At 42.3% G+C, this 6,832-nt stretch carries 7 protein-coding genes; 4 read left to right on the top strand and 3 right to left on the bottom strand.

Annotation, left to right across the window (positions count from 1 at the left end):
- The first annotated feature begins 14 nt into the window (after positions 1-14).
- Positions 15-1,049, top strand: coding sequence for a hypothetical protein (locus ACMJ0U_RS12710; RefSeq protein WP_417130237.1), 1,035 nt, complete (start codon positions 15-17; stop codon positions 1,047-1,049).
- A gap of 254 nt (positions 1,050-1,303) precedes the next feature.
- Here the strand turns inward: ACMJ0U_RS12710 and recA are convergent, their stop codons facing one another.
- The 3 genes from recA to ACMJ0U_RS12725 form a co-directional block, all read right to left on the bottom strand.
- Positions 1,304-2,353, bottom strand: coding sequence for a recombinase RecA (gene recA / locus ACMJ0U_RS12715; protein WP_007562763.1), 1,050 nt, complete (start codon positions 2,351-2,353; stop codon positions 1,304-1,306).
- Positions 2,354-2,356: 3 nt separating this feature from the next.
- Positions 2,357-2,806, bottom strand: a complete 450-nt coding sequence (gene bcp / locus ACMJ0U_RS12720; protein ID WP_007562761.1) for a thioredoxin-dependent thiol peroxidase — start codon at positions 2,804-2,806, stop codon at positions 2,357-2,359.
- Between the two features lie 94 nt (positions 2,807-2,900).
- The gene (locus ACMJ0U_RS12725; RefSeq protein WP_007562759.1) at positions 2,901-4,094 is read right to left on the bottom strand and encodes a saccharopine dehydrogenase family protein; all 1,194 of its coding nucleotides are present in this window, start codon (positions 4,092-4,094) and stop codon (positions 2,901-2,903) included.
- 176 nt (positions 4,095-4,270) lie between these two features.
- Between ACMJ0U_RS12725 and ACMJ0U_RS12730 the strand changes: the two genes are divergently transcribed.
- The 3 genes from ACMJ0U_RS12730 to ACMJ0U_RS12740 all read left to right on the top strand — a co-directional run bounded on the left by ACMJ0U_RS12730 (position 4,271) and on the right by ACMJ0U_RS12740 (position 6,678).
- Positions 4,271-5,068: an META domain-containing protein gene (locus tag ACMJ0U_RS12730; protein ID WP_304253203.1), complete on the top strand. Its 798-nt coding sequence runs from the start codon at positions 4,271-4,273 to the stop codon at positions 5,066-5,068.
- 19 nt (positions 5,069-5,087) lie between these two features.
- Positions 5,088-6,314: a formate-dependent phosphoribosylglycinamide formyltransferase gene (gene purT, locus ACMJ0U_RS12735; protein WP_417130238.1), complete on the top strand. Its 1,227-nt coding sequence runs from the start codon at positions 5,088-5,090 to the stop codon at positions 6,312-6,314.
- A gap of 112 nt (positions 6,315-6,426) precedes the next feature.
- The gene (locus ACMJ0U_RS12740) at positions 6,427-6,678 is read left to right on the top strand and encodes a cyclomaltodextrinase C-terminal domain-containing protein (RefSeq protein WP_007562751.1); all 252 of its coding nucleotides are present in this window, start codon (positions 6,427-6,429) and stop codon (positions 6,676-6,678) included.
- Positions 6,679-6,832: the final 154 nt, after the last annotated feature.

Below are 6,832 nucleotides of genomic sequence, written 5' to 3' on the forward strand. Positions count from 1 at the left end.
AAAAATTGTATTCTATGAATAAAGAACATTGTTTAGCTTTTAATAAAATGGTAGATTGTTATTTGAATAATCAGATAAACAATCTTTTTGATTTAGAAGAAAATATGAAGGCTCTGAATAATTTTCAGGCTAAAATAGATGAACTTCAAGAAATGAAAGATTTGGCCCAAATTGAGCATAACGGAATAGCTTTAACTATTTTGAGAAAATACGTTATGAGGGAAAAATCTGGAAAACTGTTGATGCGGAATTTGATTCGTCAGTATTATGATTTGAACGATGAGCAAATAAAAAGATATGAAAAATATACTAGACCTTCGGGTGGGTATTATGTAACAAATGCTATGGTTCTTTATCGTAAAGGAAGCAATTTCGTTAATTTAGGGTCCCGTTATTGTGCGAGTAATCTAAAATCCCCTTCAGGGGAAAGTTTTGTGTATGAAGACCTACTTCGTAATAGTTTTTTTAGTCTTGCTTCTTATGAATGGAATCCTGATGCAGCATTGTATGGAACTGATGGTGGAAAAAGATGGCCTTTTTTGTTTAAAAATAATTTTCTGGATTGGAGTAATATTAGTCTTTTGCATGATTTGGAGGAAGTAACTATAAGTTTGAGGCCACTTTTAAATAATTGGGGGTATATTGCTTGGCAGGGAATAGATTGCATAGAAAAAACTCTTCGTCATCTTCAGGTTTTGAATAATAAAAGTCGTATAGAGAAGGATGCTGGTTATATGTCAGATAAAGAAGTAAATAATTATATAGAAATGTATTCACAAAATATCTATGAATTATATTCGTATTTACCTCTTCAAGAATCTTTTATTTTAGAATATCAAGATAAACTGAATTGGGATGTGTTGGATTTGAACCCGCGGATAGAATGGACATTCCCTTTAGTACAAATATTGTTGAAAAAGCAAAGTTTAAAGCCTGAGCCTGAACAACAAAAGGGGTTGAAAGGAAATAAGGGAATGTTTAATAAGTTGTTTAGACCGCTTTTAAATGATGATATAATCAGCGATTTGGAGAAATTGTATAATATATAAGGTGCAAGAATATGAGAGGATAGTTAATATCTTGATTTGTGTAGATGGAACTATGCAAATTGTCTAGCCGAGAACTGGATAATTTGCTATTGCTTTATCTAACTGATAGCAAAGACTTGCAAGATAAGTGGATATCACTAATAATATAGAAATGAATGTGGCCATTGAGGCCGATATTGATGTTACAAAAAAACGGATTCACCCGCTGAACTCCAGCACGGTGAATCCGTTTTCCATATAGATAAAGAATGAGTTTATTCCTTGTCTTTCAATGCGTCAAAAATCAGTTTTTCCAGTTCATCAGCCAGTTCCGGATTATCCTGGATGCACTGTTTGGCCGCATCACGTCCTTGGCCCAGCTTGGTGTCGTTGTAGCTGTACCATGAACCGCTCTTCTTGATGATGCCTAATTCAGCTCCCAAGTCGATGATTTCACCGCTGCGAGAGATACCTTCACCGAACATGATGTCGAATTCGGCTTTGCGGAAAGGAGGAGCTACCTTGTTCTTTACAACTTTGACACGTACCTGGTTACCGATAACTTCTTCACCGTCTTTCAGCTGAGTGGCACGACGGATGTCCAGACGGACAGAAGCATAGAACTTCAAGGCGTTACCACCGGTGGTAGTTTCGGGGTTACCGAACATCACACCGATTTTCTCACGCAACTGGTTGATGAAGATACAGGTCGTGTTGGTCTTGCTGATGGCAGAAGTCAGCTTACGCAGTGCCTGTGACATCAGGCGGGCTTGCAAACCTACCTTGTTGTCACCCATGTCGCCTTCGATTTCAGCTTTCGGGGTAAGGGCAGCTACAGAGTCGATAACAATGATGTCGATGGCCGATGAACGGATCAGCTGTTCGGCGATTTCCAGTGCCTGTTCACCGTTGTCGGGCTGTGAAATCCACAAGTTGTCGATGTCCACTCCTAACTTGGCTGCATAGAAACGGTCGAATGCATGTTCTGCATCAATGAAAGCAGCAATACCGCCTGCTCTCTGTGCTTCGGCAATGGCATGAATGGCCAGTGTGGTCTTACCAGATGATTCCGGACCGTAGATTTCGATGATACGTCCTTTCGGATAACCTCCTACACCGAGTGCGGCGTTCAAGGCGATAGAACCGGTCGGGATGACTTCTACTTCCTGCACGTGATCGTCGCCCATTTTCATGATAGAGCCTTTTCCAAAGCTCTTTTCAATCTTGTCCATGGCGGCCTGCAGGGCTTTCAGCTTTTCGCTGTTATTGGGTTTCGGGGCATTTTCAATGCCACCTTCAAACTCTAATTCGTCTTTTTTTGCCATAAATTACTGTAAGATTTGTGAGGCATGGTCTTTGGTCTTTACTTCTTTAGGAGAAATAATCCGTTCGATAATGCCTTCTTCGTTAATGATAAAAGTGGTACGGAAGGTACCCATGTATTTGCGTCCGTACATGCTTTTTTCTCCCCATACACCGAAGGTCTCTACCAGTTTGTGTTCCGTATCGGCAATCAGTGTGAACGGAAGCTGGTTCTTTTCGATGAATTTCTGGTGTGACTTCTCGTCGTTGATGCTGACGCCGATTACTTCGTAACCCGCTTGCTTGAGTTCGGCATAGTTGTCGCGAAGGTTGCAGGCCTGTGCCGTGCAGCCGGAAGTCATGTCTTTGGGATAAAAATAGAGTACGATTTTTTTGCCTGCATAATTGCTCAGGCGGATTTCTTCACCTTTTTCGTTGATTCCCAGTATTTCGGGAGCTTTGTCTCCAATATTCATATCGTAAGGGAAATTTTTAGAAAAAAAGAATCAGGAACGAAGAATGAGTACTCCTTCTTCATTCTTGATTCTTTTTATGATTAAGGTAATGTAATTACAGTTCCAGGTCACCGTCGAATACTTCATGCCAAGGCAATCCGTATTTGTTTAAAGCTTCCATGAATGGATCCGGATCGAACTCTTCTACGTTCCATACGCCCGGACGTTTCCACAATCCTTTCAGGAACATCATGGCACCAATCATGGCCGGTACACCGGTGGTGTAGCTTACGCCCTGCATACCTGTTTCCTGATAAGCTGCCTGGTGAGAGCAGTTGTTGTATACATAATATGTATGTTCTTTTCCGTCTTTGATACCACGGATGCGGCAACCGATTGAAGTTTCGCCTTCGTAGTTCTCGCCAAGGTCTTGCGGGTTAGGCAGCACGGCTTTCAGGAACTGCAAAGGAACGATTTCCATACCGTTGTAGTTGATAGGTTCGATGCTGGCCATACCGATGTTCTGGATTACACGCAAGTGAGTCAGGTATTCCTGTCCGAAAGTCATCCAGAAACGGGCACGCTTGATGGTCGGGAAATTCTTGACCAGTGATTCCAGTTCTTCGTGATACAGAAGATAAGAATCACGCGGACCGATGTTAGGATAGGTCAGGTCTTTGTGGAATTCCAGCGGCTGGGTAGTAACCCATTGTCCGTTTTCGTAATAACGTCCGTTCTGCGTGATTTCGCGGATGTTGATTTCCGGATTGAAGTTGGTAGCGAAAGCCTTGTGGTGATTTCCGGCATTGCAGTCTACGATGTCCAGGTAGTGAATTTCATCGAAATGATGTTTTGCTGCGTATGCGGTATATACTCCACTTACTCCCGGGTCGAATCCGCAACCCAGAATGGCAGTCAGTCCGGCATCTTCAAAGCGTTTTTTGTATGCCCACTGCCAGCTGTATTCAAAGTGTGCCTCGTCTTTAGGCTCGTAGTTTGCTGTATCCAGGTAGTTCACTCCCGCCTGAAGACACGCTTCCATAATCGTTAAATCCTGGTAGGGAAGTGCTACGTTAATAACGATTTCGGGTTTAAAACTGTTGAATAAAGACACAAGTTCATCCACATTGTCGGCATCTACCTTAGCGGTCTTGATGTTGGGGTTACCAATTGCTTTGACAATTGCGTCGCATTTTGACTGTGTGCGGCTGGCAATCATGATTTCAGAAAAGACTTCCGGATGCTGAGCCACTTTGTGTGCAACAACGGTACCTACACCGCCTGCACCGATAATCAATACTTTACTCATTTATTACTTTGAAACTTTAAATGCCCGGTAAACGTTACCGTTCAGTATGCAAAGATAGAAAATAATTCAAAATATGGTGCAGTATTCTGGGGATATACGTATTTTTGTAAATGAACAATTCTTAAAAATGGATTGTTTGTGAATTTATGATTAAGATTAAAAAGGAAAAACAAGTTATGAATAAGAAGTATTTTGCAGCTGCAGCTTTGGCTTGCGCACTGATGAGTTGTGGAACCGGAAAGAATTCGGTAGCAGTGGTAGACTTTACAGGGGAATGGAATATTGTAGAAGTGAACGGAGAAAAGGTGAGTGCGGAAAATGCACCATTCTTGGGTTTTGACAAGGACGGACATCGTTTGTATGGCAATGCTGGATGCAATCGCCTGATGGGAAGCTTTGAATTGGATACCCTGAATGCCGGAAAAGTGAAATTTGGTCAGGTGGCTGCTACCCGGATGATGTGTCCGGATATGACATTGGAGCAGAATGTGCTGGAAGCATTGAATAAAGTGGCTGGATATGAAACAGTAGGTGAAGATGTAGCATTGAATGATGCGGAAGGTAAACCGGTAATATTGTTGCAGAAGCGTGAAGTGGCGGAGGTTTCTGTAAACGACCTGAATGGTGCCTGGGAAATTGTATCTGTAAAAGGCAATCCTGTAGGAGAAGTGGAAAAACAGCCGCAATTGGTTTTCAATGTAGCAGAAAAAAGAGTACACGGTAATGCCAGCTGCAATACGATAAACGGTTCTTTTACACAGGAAGAAGGACAGGCGGCTTCTCTTCGTTTCAGTCAGATGATTTCTACCATGATGGCATGCCCGAACATGGATGTGGAGTCTTCTATCTTGAAAGCTTTGGATGAAGTGCGTAGTTTTGAAATCAAGGCAGACGGAACCGTAAGCCTTTTGGGAGCAGACGGAACAGAAGTGCTGTCATTGAAGAAGCTGGCCGAAACAGAAGTCGAGGCTTGATAAATCTGCTGGCTGTAGTATAAGGTCCGAGGAAAAATATTATCTTTGCAGAAAGAAGCATAAACCTTATAATAATATGACTAAAAAAATACTTTTGTTGGGTTCCGGGGAACTCGGAAAGGAATTTACCATTGCTGCCCAGCGTTTGGGACAGTATGTAATTGCGTGTGACTCTTATGCAGGTGCACCGGCTATGCAGGTGGCAGATGCATGCGAGGTATTCAGTATGTTGGATGGAGAAGCTTTGGACCGTGTGGTAGAAAAGTATCGTCCGGATATAATTGTTCCTGAAATAGAAGCAATACGTACTGAACGGCTTTATCACCTGGAAAAAGAAGGTATACAGGTTGTTCCAAGTGCCCGTGCGGTGAATTTTACGATGAACCGTAAGGCTATCCGTGATCTGGCGGCAAAGGAACTGGGACTGAAAACGGCAAAGTATTTTTACGCTTCTTCTTATGAAGAGTTGAAGGAGGCTGCCGGAAAGATTGGCTATCCTTGTGTCATCAAGCCGTTGATGTCTTCTTCAGGTAAGGGACAGTCTGTAGCCAAGAGCGAGGAAGACCTGAAGTATTCCTGGGAGTACGGATGCAGCGGAAGCCGTGGGGATATTAAGGAACTTATTGTAGAAGAGTTCATTCACTTTGACAGTGAAATTACCCTGCTGACTGTGACACAGAAAGATGGCCCGACTTTATTCTGTCCTCCTGTCGGACATGTGCAGAAAGGCGGAGATTACCGTGAAAGTTTCCAGCCGGCTCATATCGCACCGGAACATTTGGCTGAGGCTCAGCAGATGGCAGAGAAGGTGACTCGTGCATTGACTGGATACGGTTTGTGGGGAGTGGAATTTTTCCTGAGCCACGAAAACGGGGTATATTTCTCTGAACTGTCTCCGCGCCCGCATGATACGGGAATGGTTACATTGGCCAATACCCAGAACTTGAACGAGTTTGAATTGCATCTATATGCGATTTTGGGATTGCCTATCCCGGGTATTACACAGGAACATATCGGGGCCAGTGCTGTGATTCTTTCTCCGATTGCCAGCCAGAAGGCTCCCCAGTACAAAGGTGAGGAACTGGTTTGTTCTCAGCCAAATACCTATCTCCGTATTTTCGGAAAACCTGCTACCCGCTTGAACCGTCGTATGGGAGTCGTGGTATGCTATGACAAGAATGACGGCGATTTGGATGCCTTGCGTGATAAATGTAAAGCACTGGCAACCAAGGTGGAAGTATATTAAGAGTTGATTTATATCATGAAAAGTGTATAAATACACGAAAAACTTCATTGTTATGTTTTAAAAATATGTTTTAAATACATATATTTGTCGCGCAAAATTAAACTAAACGTATATGGCAGAAAACAAAACAGTGAAGTATCATATTCCTCACAGAGGGATATATATGTATTCTCATGTACACGAAGGAAAAACTGAAATGATTGTGCTGAATAGCACTGGTTCAGAACAGATTCTGGATAGCGAGTGCTATACTGTCTTAACTAAGGATTCTAAAGAAGGTAGGGATGTTTCGAGCGGGAAAAAGATTGACTTGACAAAGAATCTGGTAATATCTCCTCGTAAATCATTGATTATTGAATTCTGAGAAATGTTTATAAATAGGGACACTCAGTAAATAGTATAAAATTAGCCAACTAATTCATACAAAAAGTATTGCGAATTAGTTGGCTTTTTTGTATCTTTAGGTATTCCCCCGAAAATAAGGTTTGGCAGCCAAAACGGGGGAAATACTCCGACTA

The organism is Phocaeicola sp. (genome assembly GCF_048170425.1).
Taxonomy (GTDB): domain Bacteria; phylum Bacteroidota; class Bacteroidia; order Bacteroidales; family Bacteroidaceae; genus Phocaeicola.

Excerpts from the sequence above, each read along its gene's own strand:
- recA (WP_007562763.1), bottom strand. The coding sequence starts at position 2,353 with ATGGCAAAAAAAGACGAATTAGAGTTTGAAGGTGGCATTGAAAATGCC.
- bcp (WP_007562761.1), bottom strand. The coding sequence starts at position 2,806 with ATGAATATTGGAGACAAAGCTCCCGAAATACTGGGAATCAACGAAAAA.
- ACMJ0U_RS12730 (WP_304253203.1), top strand. The coding sequence starts at position 4,271 with ATGAATAAGAAGTATTTTGCAGCTGCAGCTTTGGCTTGCGCACTGATG.
- ACMJ0U_RS12710 (WP_417130237.1), top strand. The coding sequence starts at position 15 with ATGAATAAAGAACATTGTTTAGCTTTTAATAAAATGGTAGATTGTTAT.
- ACMJ0U_RS12725 (WP_007562759.1), bottom strand. The coding sequence starts at position 4,094 with ATGAGTAAAGTATTGATTATCGGTGCAGGCGGTGTAGGTACCGTTGTT.
- ACMJ0U_RS12740 (WP_007562751.1), top strand. The coding sequence starts at position 6,427 with ATGGCAGAAAACAAAACAGTGAAGTATCATATTCCTCACAGAGGGATA.